17 protein-coding genes and 1 other RNA gene are annotated in these 17,861 nt (G+C 45.2%); 6 read left to right on the top strand and 12 right to left on the bottom strand.

Annotated features, from left to right (window positions below):
* Positions 1 to 95: 95 nt before the first annotated feature.
* The 4 genes from MZO41_RS02185 to MZO41_RS02170 all read right to left on the bottom strand — a co-directional run bounded on the left by MZO41_RS02185 (position 96) and on the right by MZO41_RS02170 (position 3,723).
* Positions 96 to 584: a GNAT family N-acetyltransferase gene (locus tag MZO41_RS02185; RefSeq protein WP_003644380.1), complete on the bottom strand. Its 489-nt coding sequence runs from the start codon at positions 582 to 584 to the stop codon at positions 96 to 98.
* A 97-nt stretch (positions 585 to 681) separates the two neighbouring features.
* Positions 682 to 1,761, bottom strand: a complete 1,080-nt coding sequence (locus tag MZO41_RS02180; protein ID WP_013355525.1) for a S66 family peptidase — start codon at positions 1,759 to 1,761, stop codon at positions 682 to 684.
* A gap of 153 nt (positions 1,762 to 1,914) precedes the next feature.
* Complete coding sequence (locus tag MZO41_RS02175; protein ID WP_235717145.1) at positions 1,915 to 3,147, bottom strand: glycosyltransferase family 2 protein; 1,233 nt, start codon at positions 3,145 to 3,147, stop codon at positions 1,915 to 1,917.
* A gap of 168 nt (positions 3,148 to 3,315) precedes the next feature.
* Positions 3,316 to 3,723 (bottom strand): nuclear transport factor 2 family protein, encoded by a 408-nt coding sequence (locus MZO41_RS02170; protein ID WP_003640492.1) that lies wholly within the window; start codon positions 3,721 to 3,723, stop codon positions 3,316 to 3,318.
* Positions 3,724 to 3,918: 195 nt separating this feature from the next.
* Between MZO41_RS02170 and MZO41_RS02165 the strand changes: the two genes are divergently transcribed.
* The gene (locus MZO41_RS02165; RefSeq protein WP_252129637.1) at positions 3,919 to 4,671 is read left to right on the top strand and encodes an alpha/beta fold hydrolase; all 753 of its coding nucleotides are present in this window, start codon (positions 3,919 to 3,921) and stop codon (positions 4,669 to 4,671) included.
* Between the two features lie 166 nt (positions 4,672 to 4,837).
* Here MZO41_RS02165 and MZO41_RS02160 read toward each other — a convergent pair whose 3' ends face one another.
* The 4 genes from MZO41_RS02160 to MZO41_RS02145 form a co-directional block, all read right to left on the bottom strand.
* A complete protein-coding gene (locus MZO41_RS02160; RefSeq protein WP_013355522.1) occupies positions 4,838 to 5,983 on the bottom strand; it encodes a THUMP domain-containing class I SAM-dependent RNA methyltransferase in 1,146 nt (381 codons plus the stop codon).
* 169 nt (positions 5,984 to 6,152) lie between these two features.
* Positions 6,153 to 6,527: RNase P RNA component class B (gene rnpB, locus MZO41_RS02155), an RNA gene on the bottom strand.
* 15 nt (positions 6,528 to 6,542) lie between these two features.
* Positions 6,543 to 6,884 carry a cell division regulator GpsB gene (gene gpsB, locus MZO41_RS02150; RefSeq protein ID WP_003638751.1) on the bottom strand — a complete coding sequence of 114 codons (342 nt, stop codon included), beginning with the start codon at positions 6,882 to 6,884 and terminating at the stop codon, positions 6,543 to 6,545.
* A 74-nt stretch (positions 6,885 to 6,958) separates the two neighbouring features.
* Positions 6,959 to 7,528, bottom strand: a complete 570-nt coding sequence (locus MZO41_RS02145) for an SLOG family protein (protein WP_003640485.1) — start codon at positions 7,526 to 7,528, stop codon at positions 6,959 to 6,961.
* A 114-nt stretch (positions 7,529 to 7,642) separates the two neighbouring features.
* On the opposite strand from MZO41_RS02145, the gene recU reads away from it, so the two are divergent.
* From recU to MZO41_RS02120, 5 genes are all read left to right on the top strand, one after another.
* The gene (gene recU / locus MZO41_RS02140; protein WP_003644374.1) at positions 7,643 to 8,266 is read left to right on the top strand and encodes a Holliday junction resolvase RecU; all 624 of its coding nucleotides are present in this window, start codon (positions 7,643 to 7,645) and stop codon (positions 8,264 to 8,266) included.
* 11 nt (positions 8,267 to 8,277) lie between these two features.
* Positions 8,278 to 10,581: a transglycosylase domain-containing protein gene (locus MZO41_RS02135; RefSeq protein WP_003640483.1), complete on the top strand. Its 2,304-nt coding sequence runs from the start codon at positions 8,278 to 8,280 to the stop codon at positions 10,579 to 10,581.
* A 184-nt stretch (positions 10,582 to 10,765) separates the two neighbouring features.
* Positions 10,766 to 11,719: an ABC transporter ATP-binding protein gene (locus MZO41_RS02130; RefSeq protein ID WP_252129636.1), complete on the top strand. Its 954-nt coding sequence runs from the start codon at positions 10,766 to 10,768 to the stop codon at positions 11,717 to 11,719.
* 12 nt (positions 11,720 to 11,731) lie between these two features.
* Positions 11,732 to 12,742 carry an extracellular solute-binding protein gene (locus MZO41_RS02125; RefSeq protein WP_013355520.1) on the top strand — a complete coding sequence of 337 codons (1,011 nt, stop codon included), beginning with the start codon at positions 11,732 to 11,734 and terminating at the stop codon, positions 12,740 to 12,742.
* Positions 12,739 to 14,400, top strand: a complete 1,662-nt coding sequence (locus MZO41_RS02120) for an ABC transporter permease (RefSeq protein ID WP_013355519.1) — start codon at positions 12,739 to 12,741, stop codon at positions 14,398 to 14,400. The genes MZO41_RS02125 and MZO41_RS02120 overlap by 4 nt, the downstream gene beginning before the upstream one ends.
* A 154-nt stretch (positions 14,401 to 14,554) precedes the next feature.
* Here MZO41_RS02120 and MZO41_RS02115 read toward each other — a convergent pair whose 3' ends face one another.
* From MZO41_RS02115 to MZO41_RS02100, 4 genes are all read right to left on the bottom strand, one after another.
* On the bottom strand, positions 14,555 to 15,055 hold the full coding sequence (locus MZO41_RS02115) for a universal stress protein (protein ID WP_003645081.1): 501 nt from the start codon (positions 15,053 to 15,055) through the stop codon (positions 14,555 to 14,557).
* Between the two features lie 90 nt (positions 15,056 to 15,145).
* Positions 15,146 to 16,003, bottom strand: coding sequence for a MetQ/NlpA family ABC transporter substrate-binding protein (locus tag MZO41_RS02110; protein ID WP_013355518.1), 858 nt, complete (start codon positions 16,001 to 16,003; stop codon positions 15,146 to 15,148).
* An 18-nt stretch (positions 16,004 to 16,021) separates the two neighbouring features.
* Complete coding sequence (locus tag MZO41_RS02105; RefSeq protein WP_003640477.1) at positions 16,022 to 16,693, bottom strand: methionine ABC transporter permease; 672 nt, start codon at positions 16,691 to 16,693, stop codon at positions 16,022 to 16,024.
* Positions 16,693 to 17,760 carry a methionine ABC transporter ATP-binding protein gene (locus MZO41_RS02100; protein WP_013355517.1) on the bottom strand — a complete coding sequence of 356 codons (1,068 nt, stop codon included), beginning with the start codon at positions 17,758 to 17,760 and terminating at the stop codon, positions 16,693 to 16,695. The genes MZO41_RS02105 and MZO41_RS02100 overlap by 1 nt, the downstream gene beginning before the upstream one ends.
* Positions 17,761 to 17,861: the final 101 nt, after the last annotated feature.

Genomic DNA, 17,861 nt, shown 5'->3' with positions numbered 1-17,861 from the left:
TCCTACCGATAAAATGTGCAGATAAGTTCTCAAACTGATTGCAGTCACTTTACAATTTGTTTACATTATAAACCAATGCAGGAAAGTGTGATTTACTAGTGAAATGATTCATGTGGAAACTTTTCTAATCGATACAGGCCTTCATCATCCGGGTAGATTCCTCCAGGCTTAGGTCGATACCCGAAGTGTTGGTAAAATAAGTGCGCAGTCACGGACGCTGGAATTTCTACACGGTGGGCATGACTGAAATAGACATCCTGTTCAAGGGTATGCAGAATTTGACGCCCACCACCCATGCCTTGAACCTCCGGATCAACAAAAATCGTGAACAGACTGTACTCACCTGGGCGCCCCCAGTATGACCCAATCGCCCCGGTCGCAACGAGTTGCTGCTGAAAATAACCGACATAAAAGTGCGTCGCAGCAGCTTTTTGGCATAGCCAAGCCGGTGTCATCTGGGTAATGAGCCGATCCAAGTATGCTTTGGGATAGTCACCCTGATTACTCGTCAGTAATGTGCGCGCAATCAGTGCCGCCGCTGCTGGCGCATCCGTAGTTTTAAAACGTCGAATTTGTAATTGCATATGACAACTCCTCTCGTATTGCACTATTCTTTGCTCGTTGCAATGAACAACGAATACCTTTTTGATCGTCTGCCGATACCAATTTAACAATAACCACTTAAGCTTCCACAAACCAAGGTTCTAAAATTTTTAACGTAGCTTGCTCAAAATCGATACACACTTGCGCCCCATATGGAAGTGCCGTTCGCGGAAAAGCGTGACCAAAATTAATATTGTACAGAATTGGCAATTTCAAATCGGCTGTCTCATCGATCAAAATTTGGCGGTATTCCTGATAATAATGCTCATTCTGCGGCTTACCTACAATCACGGCAGCTACGTTTGTCAAAATCTCAGCTTGTCGCATTCGTTGCAGCATCCGCTTGAACAAATCTGGCTGCGGCTGCTCGTCACTCGTTTCGATAAACAGAATTTTTCCGCGCCATTCGGCTGCACATGGAATCAGTCTGAACTGTTCCGCAACTTGCCGTTCGTCTGGATAACGGGTCGTGGTCAATAAATCATAAAAGCTGTCCAGGCAACCACCAAGTAGCGTCCCACTGATTGTCCCGTGACCACGTAACACTTCGTAATGGTGCATTTCGGTGTGGGTCATGCGCCGTGTTCCCTGCGCCGATTCACTGAAATTTGTTCGTTCGTCATACCACACGGGACTGCTAATAATGCTTGTCTGCTGAGGATTTTCAAAGTAACGCTGCCAAGTCTTCGTGGTATACGGCAACATCGTCGGCCCTAATTCGGCCAAGTCGCTTAAAAAATTGGGGCCATAAAAAGTTTGCAGTCCAAGCTGATAAAACATCAAATGATTGATCGTCGTATCTGAAAAGCCTGTAAACAGTTTAGGCGACCGCCGAACCGCCGTCTTAAACTGCTCATCAGCCATCAAAAATGGCACGGTTCGATACGTATCATCACCGCCAATTGCCGCCACAACTCCACGGATACTTGGGTCTAAGAAAGCCGCCTTCAAATCGGCGGCTCTTAATTCAGGGCGTTGCTGTAAAATCAGTCGCCCTTTCAAAGCATTCGGCATCATGACTGGGACGAGCCCTAATTGGCGCATCCGTTTTAGCCCCCGATTCAATTGATGCTGCTGCGTGAGTTCTCCGAGCGTGCCGCTCGAAAGACTGACGACGGCCACGTGGTCACCAACGTGCAATGGTGCTGGTTTTAACATATTTTCACCCTTTCTTAATTTAATCTAAAATTAATTTTATCATCATTATATAATATTTTAAATTGCTATTTAGTTTTTATTCATTTTCAATGTAACCAATGACTAAATAGGTCACTGAGTCCGCTGCTCTGCATGACTCAGTGACCCGTCGCCCTATTGTAGCCAATCTTTTATGTCAACCAAGCGAATCTTATGCGTACCCGCTGACCATCGTTCTGGCTGTGCCTTAACCATTGTCAGCAACTCTGTTAGTGACTCGGAACCAACAATCAACTGTTGCAGTAATTCAGAAATCAGTGGAGAACGTGGTTGCGCACCAACTAATAAACAATGTTCACCTTCAAAGGCTAACACGTCACCTCCCGCCCGTAAACGCCCAAACGGTCGGTGCAACTTGACGGTACCCAAAATCAGCAAGCCACCTTGTTCAAATAACGTTTTCAACAACCAATAATCGAGTTTAAAGTGGTTAGACCGTTGTCGTAAATCGGCCGGCAATGCTTTAGCTACCGGTATAATCGTTTTGAAATTCCGACTATACTGATGCCACGATTGAGCCCAGTCCTCACGCTCACAGATAAATCGCCGGGGTAATGTCAATTGACCTGCATAATCACAAATTTTTTTAATAGCCGGATCACTCATTATTGACGGACTGGCTTCAAAAGTAGGACGCAATTGTCGTATCAGTTCAATAAACTCCGCTAGATAATCGGCAAAGCCTGGCGTTGCTAAATTAATCAAAATTCGCTTAGCGACGCAATAAGTCACCGCATCCTGATACGTCACCTTGGCGTGCTCAATGGCATCTTGATAGGCTGTCATAATATCAAACAGTCGTGGGTTGGTATAATCTAAAGTTGTCGAACCAGCATGTTTATAATAATTATAAAATGGTTGTTGCACATATGCGACTCGCTCACAGCAACTCAACATGTCCAGCAAAATATCTAAATCCTCGTAGACCATCCGCTGGTAACGATATTTCTGCCAACACGAACGTGCATATAATTTATTTCCGGAATAAGCATTATTTAGACCGTATTTAAGATAAGCCGCAATTGCCACGTGCTCAGTCGCATCTGGCAAGCTCAGCAGACTAGTTGTGCGGTGAGTCGCCGCGTAGATTTTACGAACATCACAAACGACGATTTGGGCATGACTACGCTCAGCCGTTGCTACTAAGGTCGCATACATCGTCGGTTCGACCCAATCATCAGCATCGACAAAACCTAAATAGCGACCATGCGCGGCGGTAATCCCCGCATTACGTGCAGGTCCCTGTCCTTGGTTACGTTGATGGATAACCCGAAATAGGTGCGGCCAGCGCTCACAATATTGGTCACAAATTGCAGCCGTGCCGTCCGTACTACCATCATCAACAATAATGACTTCTAAGGCCGCTAATGTCTGTTTTTTTTATGGGGTCAAACAACGCCTTAACCAGTGCTCCTCATTACATGCAGCCACAATAACAGAAACTTGAACTTGCATACTGATTCCCCCAACGCTCAAAATGATTTCGCTTACATTATGACACACATGCTTCGCATATCACAGCACGGATCCATGATAAGGATAATCATGCGCAGTCGTGGTCTGATACTCTCGTAAATCGTCGATACGTCCTGCTAAATTAAAATGAACTGCCGAAAGCCCATCAAACTGAGTCATCCGGTCAGTAACAGCGGTGAAGGACCACTGGGCAAAGATCATGTTGTCAGTTACTGACCACAACCGCTGAATCGACCACGCCGTTACCCGTTGAACTCTTAATTGATGTTCAATCCAGGCTTGAACTTCCGCTAATGATAGATATGCTGGTCCATAGCATTCTTGATAATAACAATCGACCGCAAATATTCTTGGTAACGCTTCAAAATCACGAGTGACCCACATCGCAAAATATTGCTGGACTTTTGCTTTTCGGTCCCGAAGTAGTGCCGTTTCGATTTCGGTCATTTATAACACCTTCCGTTTTAAGATTACTTTTTAGAGGCCGTAATTCTAGTTAATAAACAGGCGATTACCATTATTTTAACATCACTAACAATTAACAAGACCAAATATTGACTAAACAAGTCTATCAGTTGTATTCAGCAGTCATTTCTGGCACAGTTAACTTAATCATAATATTAATAAAGTGAGCCGATAAATATGATCAAAGTTACTAACCGACACTTTCAAGATGTGCCTGCGCTGGAAGTTGTTACTACAACCCATTTAGACCAACCGCTGCCACTAGTGATTTTTTACCACGGTTGGCAGTCCAATAAAGAACTCGTCTTGACCCAAGCACGTAAACTGGCTCGCAAGAATTTACGAGTCGTCTTGCCCGATGCCATGAATCACGGTGAACGACACCAAATCGTTAGCCAGATTCCTTCATTTACTTTTTGGAACAGTATCCAAGGTAATCTTGGCGAATTCGAGCTAATTGTGAATTACTACCGGGAGCGTAAACTCATTTTGAATGAGCAGATTGGTGTTGGCGGTTATTCAATGGGTGGCATGACGACCGGGGCTTTATTGACCCATCATCCTGAAATTAAAGCAGCCACAATCATTATGGGGACCCCTAACCTGAACGCGTACGTCCAACTAGTCCGCAAGCATGCGCAGGCCCATGCTTATTACATTCCCAGTGATTTAGCCCTATTGACGAGTTGGCTAGATCACTATGATCTTAACCTGCAACCGGAAACCATCAATCATTGGCCACTTTTATTTTGGCATGGTACTGAGGATGAACGGATTCCTTATTCACAGTCTCGTAATTTCTTTGACCGCGTGCATACCGCCCCGTATGCTGAACAAGTGGCATTTATCACGGGTTATCAAGCCAAACATCTGGTCAAAGTGCCCCTGATGAACAAAGTTGCTAATTTCTTCGATTATTATTTAAATTAATTATCAAAGGATCAACCATGGTTAACGTTAGCCTTAAAAGAGCGTGCTTAGTCGGTCACCCGATTAAACACGCTCTTTTAAGGCTACTCAAACTATCTGTCACACATTGTAATGATCGTTATTGTCAGCTACAAATTGTCTTTCTTTACCAACAAAGGTCGCTTGCTTATTCCGTCCGTGCTGGCCGAATTCGTTTACCCCAATATTGGAAATAATCTGTCCGTAACGCACCGTTATAGAGTTTCCGGCGTTTCGTGGCTTTTTGTCCATAGAAGTCTTCAAATTCTAAGTCACTGGTCAAGATATACTTGCTCCAACTTGGCAATTTACTGTAAACTTGGCCCATTTGCCGATAGAGAATCCGGACACTATCTCGATCGCTTAGCCGCTCCCCATATGGTGGGTTCGCAATTAGGACCCCGTTGATCTTGTCAGTCGTAAAGTCTTTGACAGCCAGTTGTTTGAAATGAATGTCATGCAACAGCCCGGCTTCCCGCGCATTCAGCTTGGCGATATCAATCATTTTACCGTCAATATCGTACCCACTAATATCCAGCTCAGTGTCGTAATCGGCTAAACTATCAGCTTCGTCTCTCAATTGTTGACTCAGGCCAGCGGGAACCCAGTCCCACTTTTCGCACGCAAATGCGCGGTTGAACCCCGGGGCAATGTTGCGCGCCAGTAAAGCGGCTTCGATTGGAATCGTCCCCGAACCACAAACTGGATCAACAAATGGATTATCCGGATACCACTTAGCTAACATCACTAAGGCAGCGGCCATGTTTTCTTTTAAGGGTGCGCCCCCCTTTTCGACTCGGTAACCCCGTTTGAATAAACTAGAGCCAGTTGTATCCAGCGTTAACAACACGTGATCCTTATTAATAGCCACTTCTAATGGGAACAAAGCGCCTGTCTCCGGAAGGTGCCCGCTCCGATGATAAGTATCGGCTAACTGATTAACGATCGCCTTTTTGACGATAGATTGCACGTCGGGAACACTGTGGAGTTTAGAGTTGCGCGATTTACCTTCAACTGGAAATTCAGCGTCCATCGGCAATAACTGGTCCCATGGCAATGCGAGGGTCTTTTCAAACAACTCATCGAACGTATAAGCATCAAATTCACCAACGATGATCTTGATTCGATCAGCCGTTCGTAACCACAAGTTGGTCCGCAAAATATCTTTGATCGTTCCGTTAAATCGAACCCGGCCATTTTCAGTTTGAACTTGATACCCTAAATCTCGTAATTCACGCCCCACTAATGCTTCAATTCCGCTAGCGGCGGTGGCAATTAATCTAAATTTTTGCATAGTTTCCTCCTGCGACGCCTGTTCTGTAGGCGCATCTTGTTGAGTAAATATTTCCACTAAATTGGTTTCCTCACCTAGTTTAGCATAAGTTGCTAGTTTGCTAACTGATCGAATAAAAAAACTGGGACAAAAGCGAACTTTTGTCCCAGTCTCCTGTCTAAATGTAAATTCCTGTAGGCCATGTTTTGTACCTAGTTAAAGTACAGGGTCTGTTAACTAGGCGGTAATCATCTATCTCGAGATTACTAATCTCCCCCCACATTTAGTTCAGTTCCTTATGTGAAGCGCCCCTACCGTAGTTTGGGTTGCCCGCTCGTGGGGTTTACCGCGTTCCAACTCAACCGTTTCCAATTGAGTATCGTCACTGTGGCACTTTTCAGGAATACTCGGGCATAGCCGAAGCCTTAGCCGTTTTTTCCGCCGTTACCGATAAATCGGTACCCCGGCTTATTTTTTCACCGAGCACGAACACTACAAGCATCGCAGCTTGTGCGAGCATGGACCTTCCTCAGCCGACATAAGCCGACCGCGATTACCCAGAATTTACATCGAATCACAATTATAGACGGTGTGATTCATTTTGATTATTATCTAATTGGGCACCAAAGACATGACGTTCCAAGTTAGACAAACGTTTCAGAATATCCATATTCGTCACCGTACTAGTCGGTTGAGAAGATGGACTGGTTGCACCGACAGCGACTTGCTTGGTAAGCTCGTCAACCTTGGCCCGTAACCGTTCATTTTCATCTGAAAGTTGTTGGTTATCTTTAGTAAATGACTCATAGTCCTTAATGACATTATCTAAGAAGCCGTCCACGTCGGCAGGATCATAACCCCGCATCTTTGGCTTAAACTCTTTTTGAAGGATGTCTTTGGGAGTAAAATTACGTTTAGCCATATTTAAAAACACCTCATTGTTATTCGCGCGATACCCATTCGGCATCCGCATTACTTAAAACATTGTAGCAGACTTTATTCAAAATTAAAACCATTATTCTGTTTTTCTGCATATTCATTGGCACTTTCCTGTAACCAGTCGAAGTCGATCAGGGTCAATGGGTACGGATGAGTGTCACTAAAGTTCCGAATCAAATCATAGTCATACGTGGGTTTCCCGGGGTTATCTGGATCATATACCAGAGTGGCCGCATCCGTATGGGTAACCATAAATTCTTGGTAATTTTTTAATTGTTGCGGATTTTCATACGGTTGTTTACTGACTGGTGCATGAAAATCGACTTGGGCCAGCAAAGTCTGTAATTTAGCTTGGTTATTTTCATTCCAGCGCCCACCAAATTCACCATATGGTAACATCATTGCCACTTTCAATTCTGGATATGTCTTTTTGAGCGTTAACCCTACTTCCGCTGTCCACTGTTCAATACCGAGCTGACCACCCGTTATCAGCCAATCCATACCATCCTCGATCTGCGTCGTTAAGTAATTAGTTAACGCAAACTTAATAACTTTTAGTTTATCATCCTGATCACCAAAGACATTCAACTCGTAACTCCGGTAACCACTAAGCCACAACCGGCTCATAAAAAAGTCTCCTTTCTGTCACTAAATCGGTCTAAATCAGTTAAAAACTCACAGATATTTCACATTCCCTATTAGTTAATGGTAAAATGTAACATTATTAGGAGGTTGATTAATGTGACGATTCGCTATCCAAACGGTCAAGTTTATCGCCAACCCGGCCCAACTAAATCGAAATCTTCCAAATTTGCCAACGTCAATTTTGGCGATCGTGGAATGAGCTTGGAACAAGAAATCAATGATAGTAACGCCTATTATCTTGAAAATAATATCGCAGTTATTCATAAAAAGCCAACGCCCATTCAAATCGTTAAAGTCGATTATCCCAAACGCAGCGCCGCTGTAATCCGCGAAGCTTATTTTAAACAAGCTTCTACTACTGATTATAACGGTGTCTATCGGGGGAAGTATTTAGATTTTGAGGCCAAGGAGACCAAGAACAAAACGGCTTTTCCGCTAAAAAACTTTCATGAGCATCAAATTAAGCACATGCGCCAGTGCTTAGCTCAAAGCGGAATCTGTTTTGTTATCATTCGGTTTGCGAGTTTGGGGCGCCTATTTTTGTTAACAGCCAGCGACTTATTTACTTATTGGGATCATCAAGGAGATGGTGGTCGCAAGTCAATTCCACTGACGGATATTGAACATTTAGCCGCGGAGCTACATTATCAAATCAATCCACGCATTCCCTATTTGGATGCGCTTGATCATATTATTGATGAGACCTCATCAATTCATTAAAGGAGAACATCATGGCAGGTAACAATGAACAGAACTCACGGGTTGCTCGCAGAAAAAGCCAACCTAAACCACCTAAGAAACACTGGTTTCGGCGGATTATTTTATCCTTAGCTGCACTGTTTGTCATCGGGGTACTCGCTGGTCTAGCACTTTTCTTCTACTATGCGCAGACGGCACCAACAGTCAAACAGAGTGACCTTGTCAATACGGGGACCGCTAAGATTTATGACCAGAACGACAAGTATTTGACCTCTTTGGGAACTAACGACCACGAATACGTTAAGTCTAGTAATATCCCATCCACACTTAAGAATGCCGTCGTCTCAATCGAAGATCGCCGTTTTTACAAGCATAAGGGGGTCGATTATTACCGGATTCTTGGGGCTGCAGTCGGCAACTTAAAAGGTAGCTCACTCGGGATGCAAGGTGGGAGTACCTTGACCATGCAACTCGTTAAACTTGCGGTCTTTTCCACCAGTACTTCGGATCGAAATTTGAAAGTCAAAGCGCAGGAAGCCTGGATTGCGCTTAATCTTGAAAAACATTACAGTAAATCTCAGATTCTGGAATTTTACATCAATAAGGTCTATATGGGTAACGGGATTTATGGTATGGGGACTGCCGCCAAGTATTATTACGGTAAGTCATTAAAAGATCTGAGCCTTAGTCAACTCGCACTGCTCGCAGGTATGCCGCAATCACCAACCTACTACGACCCGACGACTTATCCATCATACGCAACTAGCCGCCGTAATCTGGTGCTGGAAGCGATGTACGATAACAAGGTCATCTCCAAGAGTCAGGAAACTGCTGCTGAAAAAGTCAGTGTCAAGACGGGCTTAACTAGTTCGGGACGTTCAAGCCTAGCGAAGCATGAAAAGACAAATAAAATCTTGGATGCTTACCTGAACGAAGTCCGTCAAGACCTCCTCAAAAAAGGTTATAATTTAACCGATGGCGAGAAAGTTTATACGAACATTGACATGGATGCCCAGAAACGGCTTTATGACATTGCCAACACGTCTCAATACGTCAACTATCCTAATAATGGAAAACAGACTTTCCAATTAGGGGTATCGGTTGTTGACTCATACACTGGCAAGGTCTCAGCTATGATTGGTGGTCGGAAAACCGGTAATGTCACGTACGGAACCAACCGAGCTGTCTGGACATCACGCTCAAACGCTTCGACGATGAAACCGATTCTCGATTATGGACCAGCCATTGAATATTTGAATTGGCCAACTTACAAGTCGTTGTCTGATACGAAATACAAATATCCCGGGACTAACATTTCCGTGCATGACTTTGACAATAATTACTTGGGCAATATGACGATGCGTGAAGCACTGGTTCAATCACGGAACATCCCAGCAATTCGGGCCTTACAAGCCGTTGGTAAAAGCCGAGCCAAAACCTTTGCCAATAACCTTGGGATGAACCTCAAAACCGTTAACTATGCCAACGGGATCGGTGCTGGTGTTTCCACCTTACAAGTTGCCGGTGCCTACGCTGCGTTCGCCAACGGTGGTGTTTATCATAAGCCATACTACATCCGTAAAGTGACTACTTCTGATGGCGTTACGACATCGTATACTAGCACTGGTAAGCGCGCCATGAAGAAATCAACGGCATACATGATTACTGATATGCTGAAAGGGGTCATCAATAGTTCTACTGGGACGGCGACAACCGCTAAGATCAGCGGCGTTTACCAAGCTGGTAAGACTGGTACTGACAACTATGCTTCTCAGTATAAAAACAAAGTACCATCCGATGCCGTCGTTGACTCATGGATGGCCGGTTACACGAAGAATTATTCGGTCGCCGTTTGGACTGGCTATGATAAGTCCACCGAAGCTGGTGGTTATCTAGATACCTCCAACGAAAAGATTTCACAACAAATTTATCGCGCCATGATGAATTACCTTCAACAGTATTCACCAAACTCTGATTGGACCAAGCCAAGCTCAGTTGGCACGACTAAGAAGAACGGTATCGAAGAACTTTACGTTGTTGGTCACCTCTTCTCCAGTAGTGAAGCCTCGTCAGGAACCGCTAGTTCAGCTAGCTCTAGTTCAACAACAACGGGTAGTTCAAGCACCAGCACAGAAGCAAGTAGTCGTAGTTCGGAAAGTAGCAGTAGTAGTTCCGAAGCTGCTTCCTCCTCAAGTAGCGCCGAAAGTTCATCTTCTGAATCTAGTTCAGAAAGTAGCAGCAGTTCGGAAGCAAGTTCAAGCTCCGAAGCAAGTTCCGAAGCGACTTCATCGGAAACACCGACCGCTGATACCAATAACACGACTGAAGGACAATAAGAATCACCCAAGACCACTGAATTCGATTCAGTGGTCTTTTTTTATGTGCACTGTTTTACCGAAATAACACACAAAATTTACATAAACTAAACTCAAAATCAACGTTAACACGGCGAATTACCACTACAATACAAAGTAACTTAATAAACTGAGCAAACCAATTAAGACAAAGGAGTTGCATATCGTGGTTGCCATTAAGCTACACGAATTATCCAAAAGTTTTCAAGGTCCGGTAATCAATCAACTCAGTCTGACGATTCCTGATCAACAAATCACGGCATTAATTGGCCCGTCCGGTTCCGGCAAATCAACGCTGTTAAACATGATTGCGGGCCTCACGACACCTGACAGTGGTCAAATTTCATTTGATAATCAGCCCATTTTTGACGCCGCGACCCATTGGAATCAGCCCCCTGCCCAACGGCACTTGGCGATGGTTTTTCAAGACTTTGCCCTGTGGCCGCACATGACGGTCCAAAAAAATGTCGCTTTCGCTTTAGAAAAGCACCTGACCAAGCCAGAATTGACTGCTCAAGTCAACTGGGCCCTCGAACAAGTTAGTCTGATTGACTTCCGACATCGTTATCCACGTGAACTTTCGGGCGGGCAACAGCAACGGGTCGCCCTTGCACGGGCACTAGCGACCCAACCGGATTTGATTTTATTCGACGAAGCTTTAAGTGCGCTTGACCCCGAACTGCGCACACGGCTTCAATTAGAAATTCGCGCCCTGATTCACGACCAGCATCTGACGGCCATCTTTGTAACTCACGACCGTCCAGAAGCCTTGCAAGTTGCCGACCACCTCGTATTACTGAAAGGGGGCAACGTGGTGCAGACGGGCACACCAGCACAGCTGTACCAACAGCCAAAATCGCAATTTGTCGCCAATTTTATGGGCACCCTTAATCAGATCAACGCGTACCAGGCCATTCGCCCGGAATATGTCGCAGTCAGTCAAACGGGTACTCAGCAGCCCACTTACCAAGGCTTGGTGCAGCGTTCAACCTTTATGGGCGATCATTTTGATACTTGCGTTCAAGTCGGCGCCTATGATTGGCACGTCAAGACCCAGCTACCCTATACCACTGCACCGATCACATTAAGCATCGATCCACATCAAATACTAACTTTTTAGGAGTTGACTCACATGTCTAAAGCAGCAATTATCACATTATCCACGCTCGGCGTGCTCGCAATTGGCACGTCGCTTTATGTTAATCAACATCAGAAAAAAACGTTAACCGCCAACGCGCAAACCAGTCAACAAGTTTTAACAGTATACGTTGCTGGACCTAAACCCCTTTCTGATCAAATCATCCACGGTTTTGAAGCCAAAACTGGCATTAAAGTCAAAAGTTTTGACGGCACGACCGGGAAAATTTTAAGTAAGGTCAAGGCCGAGCAAGGCAATCCCCAAGCTGATGTGCTGATTTTAGCTTCAATGGCCGCTGGCGTCGATTTACAAAAGAATGGCCAGCTATTAACCTATCAGCCTTCTCAAGCTAAACACCTGAATAAACAATTTAAAGATACTAGCCACCAGTTGATCAATTACAGTGCTTCGGCAGTCGGCATCACCTACAATACGCGGCACATCAAATCGGCACCGACAGACTGGTCTGACTTGACAACCACTCCGTATCGCAATCAAGTGACCATTCCGGACCCCCGAACCTCTGGTTCTAGCTTGGACTTCATTAACGCTTATCAAATGAAACACGGTACGCAACTACTTAAAGTCCTTCAAGAAAACGGTGCCGATATCGGGGGTGCTAACAAGGAAGTACTCGATGCAGTCATCACTGGCCAAAAAATCGCCGTCTTTGGTGGGGTCGATTACATGAGTCTAACAGCTATTAAAAAAGGCGAAAAAATTGGTTTCGTTTATCCTAAGAGTGGGACTTTGGTCAATCCACGACCGGCGATGATTTTGAAGGCTAGTCGTCATCAAGCCGCTGCCAAACAATTTATTGACTATCTCTTATCAGCTAAAGTTCAAAGACAAATTCAAAAAAGTAACTTAATTCCAGGTACCACGAGCACTTTGACCGATCCACGCAATGGCGAAGCCATCAAAGCCTACACGGTCAATTGGACCAGTGCCAACGCGGCCCTGACTAAAAACGTTGTCGCATTCAATCAGGTCTTTAGCCAATGAGTAATCATCAAATCCGCTTGTCCTTATCAATCATCACCAGTTGCTTGTTGGCAACTCTGATTATCGGCCCGTTAGTCGCCCTGATTGGTCAAACACTAGTCGGGCAATCGCCAAGCCAGCTATGGTCACAACTGACGCAGCCAACCAACCGTGTGAGCATTCAACACAGTCTGTTCCTCAGTGGGGGCACGGTCGTCGGGACAACCCTGCTAGCCACCCCTTTGGCATGGATCATGACGCACACCCGTTTAACAAAGCTCGCCTGGTTGCATTGGCTCTTGTTAGTGCCATTCATGACACCACCATATATTAACGCGATGGGCTGGTTATATTTCTTTCAACCACACGGATTACTGGCTCAGCTTAATCCGAGTTGGCACCACCAATTTCAGTGGCTATTTTCACCGTTCGGGATGGTCATTATCATGAGTCTGCACTTGTATCCCGTGGCATACTTAGGCTTACGCGCAGCCCTCATGCAATTCAACCAGCGCTGGCTTCAAGCGGCCGAAGTTCATGGGGTCAACACCTGGCAACGACTAGTGCGAATCACATTACCAATCATGTTAGTCCCATACTTAGCTGTATGGATTTTAGTCTTCACCAAAACCTTGGCTGAATTTGGGACGCCAGCCACCTTTGGTCGGAGCATCCACTTCGAAGTTCTGACGACTACGATTCAAAAGGACCTCAGCCAGTGGCCCTTAGATTTCCAAAACGGGGTACTCACCGGCACCCTCCTACTGACCATTGCCCTGATTGCCTGGGGTATCCAGCAATGGTTGTTACGCCGGCCAGCTGTTAAGTTCACCGGACAACGGTCAGCGTCACAATATCGGCAGCTTGGAGTGACAACATTAGCAGGCACTTTCGTCACCCTAGTCATCAGTATTGCTATTGTCCTGCCATTCAGTGCCATCGTGCTCCAATCGCTACTCAAACAACGCAGTCTTGGTTGGAGTCCGTCCAATTTGACACTTGTACACTATATAGACCTCTTACGCTTTGATAGTCCTGCCTGGCAGGCCATTGTTACGACCGTCGGATTGGCATTACTGATTAGCAGTCTCAATGTGATCGTTGGTTTATTCTTGAGCGTTGGGAGTTTAACAAAACGTTTTCCCAAGTGGCTGCGACAGTTATGTCATACCTTGGGCGCATTGCCACTCGCAATTCCAAACGTCGTCTTAGCATTGAGCTTAATGATGCTCTTTTCACAGGTGCTGGCGTTCACCAAATTATACGGCACCCTAACCATCCTCCTGATCGCGGATGTCACCTTATTTCTACCAACAACGGTGCAATACTTGACGACCGCCCTCAAGGCCTTTGACTCGGAATTGCTGGCTAGCGCGCGCATCTTCGAACCTAGTTTCAGCCGCATTATCCTAAAAATTGCACTTCCGATTCTATGGCCCGCGCTACTCAACAGCTTTGTGATGGCTTTCATTGCCACGAGTCGTGAATTAGTCGTTGCCCTATTGTTACTGCCTTCCGGTATGACGACCGTTTCAACATTTATCTATCAATCGTTCGAACAAGGTGAAGCGGCCGCCGGTATGGCCCTAGCGGTATTGACGGTAGCATTGACATTCATTGGACTGATTGCAGCTAATCACCTGCAATCAGCTACCAAGCCAGTACGCCAACCAAACTAGCGCCCAAACGGCATCAGTTGGCACTCAAATCGGTAATCGTCAGTAGCGAAAGACGACTTTGTTTTTTCGTCATCGCCTGTCCCAAACTAAAAAGGCTGGTCGCACGAGCGTCAATGTTGACGTCGTGTGACCAGCTTTAATCATCACTGACAAGTTATTTAGAATCATCGGCCGAAACATCACCGGTTTGTTCAACCTCTTCAGCTTCATCATTCGGCATGTTAACAACGGTGACGTTAGCCTCCGTATTACGAACAACATACGCTGTCGTTGAACCTAAGAACAGGCGAGAAATCGCATTAGTTCCAGAGCGACCAATCACGATCAAATCAATATTTTGGGCCTTGGGAACATCGACCGCAATTGTCACTTTGGGTACCCCAGTTTGCCGAATTGTTTCGGCGTGCAACTGGTGGGCTGCAACTTGATCCTGGGCCCGCTCCAACAGTTTCTTACTCTGGGCTTGATCAAAACTCATCATATCTGGCGCCGCACTCGTAAAAACATCTGGGCTGTAGACGCCAAATCGATTAACATCGATGACATTCAATAAAAATAACTGGGAGTCAAAAACCTTCGCTAAGGCAATCGCATGTTCAAGTGCATAATAAGCATTATCGGAACCATCTAATGGGACTAGGATTCGTTTATACATGGTTGAGACCTCCTGATAAGTTCAATGAGTTACAACATTTATTATCATAATCATAACTTATCTATAATCATCCAGCACCCAATATGCTTATTAATTGTCAAAATAAGATAGCGGTTTATTAATGTTAATCTTAGTACCGTAATATTTTTGCTTGATATACTTTTGAATATCCGCCCGATGGTAAAGTTTAACTAGTTTAAGATAGCTAGCACGATGCTCGTTCTTAGCGGCCGTTGCTAAGATATTAACATTATCCCTAGTACTCTTATTCAGACTTTCGTGGAAAATCGAATCCCGTAAAACGTGTAAATGTCCTTCCAAAGCAACCGTATTCGAAATCAAAACTGCATCGACACTTTTAATGATCCGGGGACCAGTAGTATCATCGATCTGTTTGAATTTCAGATGACGGGGATTGCTTGTAATATCCTTCACTGAACCTAAGACACCAAAATTAGCTGCCAGTTTGATCAGGCCCGCTTTTTGGAGCAGTAACAAGCCTCGCGAAGCTTGTGAGGGATTGTCAGCAATTGCAATCGTAGCGCCATCCGGAATTTCATCAACGCTTTGATATTTTTTGGAGTAGATTCCCATTGGTTCCAAATAAGTCGTTCCTAACGCCGCCAACTTGGCCTTGGGATTCTGCTGATTATAAGTTTGGTAATATGACCAGGACTGAAAGGCGTTCACATCAACGTTACCGTCCGCCGTGGCCTTGTTCAGCTGAACACCATCCGTGATTTGTTTAACCTTAATCGTTAAGCCCATCTTTTTGGCATCTTGGCTTTTAGCAATGTGCTTCCAGACTTCATAGTCCGATCCCATTGATCCGACCGTAATCGTGGCACTCTGTTGTGCACGGGCCGAATAACTCGTTATTTCATGTAATCCCACACAAATACCAACAATTGCAGCAATACCAATCAACCACCATGCTAATCGTTTCATCGGCTAATTCCCCCTTTATTAATGATGTGTGACGCTCTTGACGAGCCAATCACCAAACAGCTGTACAGCAAAGACTAAAATCAAAATGATGATCATTGCGACAAACGTCACGTCGTTTTCAAAGCGAGCGTAACCAATACTGATTGCAATATCACCCAAGCCGCCCGCGCCGATCGCACCAGCCATCGTCGTCAGACCAATCAGGCTAATCACCGTCACGATTGAGACGCGAATCAAATCAGGTAGTCCCTCTTTCAAATAAACCCGAAAAATAATTGCAATGGGACTAGATCCCATGGACTGAGCAGCCTCAACGATTCCTTGGTCAACATCGAGTAACGCATTTTGCACTTGCCGGGCATAAAAAGGAAAAATACCAAAAACTAGTGGGACTAACGATGCCGTGGTCCCCACCGTTGTTCCGATTAAATAGCTGGTCAACGGCGAAATTACGGCCAACAGAATAATAAATGGCACCGAACGGAGTAAGTTGGTTAGCTTGTCTAACACTTGATACGAGGGGCCATCAGCTAAAATGCCATGGGGCTGTGTCACCACTAACAGTACCCCTAAACCCAACCCCAGTATTCCTGCAACCAGCGCGGAAACTGCGGTCATATAGAGGGTCTCTAACGTTGCTTGAATAAATTCAGCTTTCATTTGTAAGACATTCGGAATTAATGCTGTCATTAGTCCACCATTCCCTTCACAACTTCTTCATTGATAATGCGAGTGTGGACACCTTGAGCCGACATATTAGTGACCGCCACATTGAAGGCCGTTAAATCCCCCGTAATAATCGCAATCATGTCACCAACATTTTGACCATCGATCTGGTCGATATTGGCAAACAAAATGTTAACGTCGACCCTCAGCGTCTGCGATAACTGCGAGACAATTCCCTGCTTTGTTGATTGACCAACGAATTTGAACGCAATCAGCTCTTGGTCCGCTGCTAATTCACTCAATTTAATCGTTTTAGTGATTCGCTGAATGGCGGCCCGAACATTGGTAGATGTTTCCACAAAATCAACGGTCAGAGGTGCTTTGGGGGCTGTAAAAACCTCAGCAACGGGGCCCCGCTCAATAATCCGCCCATCAGCCATAACGGCGACATGATGACAAATACTCTTGATGACTTGCATTTCATGCGTAATGAGGACAATGGTAATCCCTAGCTCGCGATTGACCCGTTGTAGCAACTCAAGAATTGCCGTCGTGGTCTTTGGATCAAGCGCACTAGTCGCTTCATCAGAAATCAAGATTTGCGGGTCAGTCACTAGTGCCCGTGCGATTGCCACCCGTTGTTTCTGCCCACCGGATAATTTATCTGGGTAGGTCTGCGCATAGTCCGTTAACCCAACGAGCTTCAGTAGCCGTAATGCTTTGGCGCGTCGGTTCTGTTTACTAATTTTTTGACCCAATAATGGATAAATAACGTTGCCCATCACGGTCCGTGATTGCATCAAGTTGAAGTGTTGAAAAATCATCCCAACGTGTTTCCGGGCTTGACGTAATGCAGCTGGCGATAGCGTTTGTAAGGCCTGGCCATTGACGACTACCTGGCCCGTTGTCGGTGACTGCAATAAATTGATCACCCGCACCAAGGTACTTTTGCCAGCGCCGGAATATCCAATAATGCCATAAATATCACCCGTCTGGATCTGTAGATTGACATCTTGAACCGCGTGAACGACTTGGTGCCCGTCGTCAAACGTCACTGCGATGTCTTTTAAATCAATGATTGCCTCTGTCATAGTCTGCTTCCTCCCATTAAAAAACGTCCATCGTCTCTAATCTGATTATCAGATTAAGGACGAATGGACGTTTTTCCGTGTTACCACCTTACTTCAAATGA

Source organism: Lactiplantibacillus sp. C232 (assembly GCF_023806725.1).
In the GTDB taxonomy this organism is placed as follows: domain Bacteria; phylum Bacillota; class Bacilli; order Lactobacillales; family Lactobacillaceae; genus Lactiplantibacillus; species Lactiplantibacillus plantarum.
Note: the sequence above shows the minus strand (reverse complement) of the source record. Positions and strands in the feature narration are given on the sequence as shown.